At 64.4% G+C, this 1,803-nt stretch carries 3 protein-coding genes; all 3 read right to left on the bottom strand.

Annotation, left to right across the window (positions count from 1 at the left end):
• A partial coding sequence (locus tag NTCA1_RS28240; RefSeq protein ID WP_201282631.1) for a conjugal transfer protein TraH occupies positions 1 to 433 on the bottom strand: 433 nt, incomplete at its 3' end.
• Between the two features lie 107 nt (positions 434 to 540).
• Complete coding sequence (locus NTCA1_RS28235; RefSeq protein ID WP_008828781.1) at positions 541 to 1,416, bottom strand: conjugal transfer protein TraF; 876 nt, start codon at positions 1,414 to 1,416, stop codon at positions 541 to 543.
• Positions 1,403 to 1,803: hypothetical protein (locus NTCA1_RS28230; protein WP_236549632.1), on the bottom strand; the 401-nt coding region annotated here is incomplete at its 5' end. The genes NTCA1_RS28235 and NTCA1_RS28230, both read right to left, overlap by 14 nt.

Here is a 1,803-nt window from a genome sequence, read left to right as displayed (position 1 = left end):
CGACGAGGCCCTGCGCCGCCTCGCACGACGAGATGTTCATCTGGTTCATCTGCTGGGCGGCTTGCTGGAACTCACCCATGATCTTGCCGATTTCGGGCGAGACGCTGTCGATCGCCAGCTTGAAGGCGAAGCCGAGGGCATTGTTGGCGGTCGCTTTCAGCATCGCCACCATCTCAGAGGCGTTGATGAACGAGAATGAACCGGTGAATAGGTCGATACCGCCGCAACCAGCGCGTGCGCTCGGCAGCTGGAGGTTGAACGGCGACACGCTCTTTTGCGGGAAACGGGTCCATGCATTGCCAAGCGAGTAGTAGCCCGCCGACTGGCCTTGATAGGCGGTCGGGCCGGTCACGTTGGCAGCGCCGCCGGCGTCGTTGAAGAACGAGTTCATCGAGCTGGCGACGTCCGCGCGCGCGATGCCGATCGGCACCATGCTGGCTGCCCCGAGGCTCAGGGCGGCGGCGGCAAACCGCCGACGAAAGACGCGCAAGCGGGAGGAGGGTTTGCGCTGGGCGGAAGGGAAGGGGGGAAGCTCGGCCATCAGTAGTCACTCCCGACCTTGGTGTTGGTGAGCATGAAGATCCGGTCCATGATCTCGTCGGCCGAGAGGATGCCGAAGCCGATCGGGACGGTCTTTTTGGTGGCGGTATCGAAGAGGACCAGCGCGGGCGTCGCGTTACCCGGCACGCCCATTCGTTCGCGTTGACCGGAATCGACGACGTAATTCGGGAAGTCCTTGCTCGGGCCGCCATCCATCGAGACGGCCATGACGGCCAGCCCATGGCTGTCCGCAACCGAGCGCAGGATCGGCGCGAAGATTTCGCAGGCACCGCAGCTCTGCGCGAAGAAGTAGAACATACCATAGCGCTGGCCGAGATGCGCAAGCACCTGGCCGCGATCGGCGGTGCGATTGTCGGTCCACGCCCGCTTGGCGACCGTCGAGACAGGCCGCTGCAGCGTGTAGTCGATGTCCGGGTTCTGCCACAGGGCGCGCTGCCAGGTGTCGGAGAAGGTGGAGGCGCGATCGAGCTGCTCGCGCTGGAAGCGCACATAGGCGATCACGTTCTCTTCGCTCGGCTCGAGGATGGCGCGGGCCTTCAACTCGTCCAGTTGCCTTGCGATCGCGGCGATCCGCTCGCTGGCAGACTGCGCCGGTTCGGCCGCCTTCTGTTCGCTCGGTTTCGGCTTGGGCTTCTCGCAATAGAACCACTGCCCCAACTTGCGCTCGCGGCAATAGAAGTCATCGTTGTCCTCGCCTGCCTCGAGCCCGGCATCCTGCGGGGCGGCGAGCACCGGCAGGGGAAGGGCAGGGGCAAGAGCCAACAGAATCGCACCAAGGCGGGCAATGCGCCCGGGCAACCTGTCAGCGCTGCCACTTGGGCGGATCTCCAGTGCGTCACGCTCATTGGTCATCATCGACTGAGTGCTCCCCATCCAGTTCCTGCATTGCGATGCCCAGGACGGACATCATTCGGGCCACGTCGAGCATGCTCGTGCCCTGATCCATCATCCGAACCAGACCGCGCAGGTGTGTGCGGCCGTGCCGTCGCCCGTTGAGCGTCGGGCGAACACCGCCCGTCCGGCGAACGAGCCAGCCCTTCTCGATCATCGCGCGGAACCGCTGCTCGATCTCGAAAGGGTCGATATGGCAATCGAACCAGTGTCCGATCGTCGCGGAAACCTCGCCTGCAGGCGTGACCTTGCTGACGCGGTGGACCCGCATGAAGATCGCAAGGTCGAGAACGCTCATATCGATCAGGCATGGCACGCAGGTGCCAGCGCCGCCGGCGTCATTGGCTGGTG

The organism is Novosphingobium sp. TCA1, assembly GCF_009811895.1.
GTDB classification, from domain to species: domain Bacteria; phylum Pseudomonadota; class Alphaproteobacteria; order Sphingomonadales; family Sphingomonadaceae; genus Novosphingobium; species Novosphingobium panipatense_A.
The sequence above is the reverse complement of the archived record's forward strand: the minus strand, read 5'-3'. Positions and strand labels throughout refer to the sequence as shown.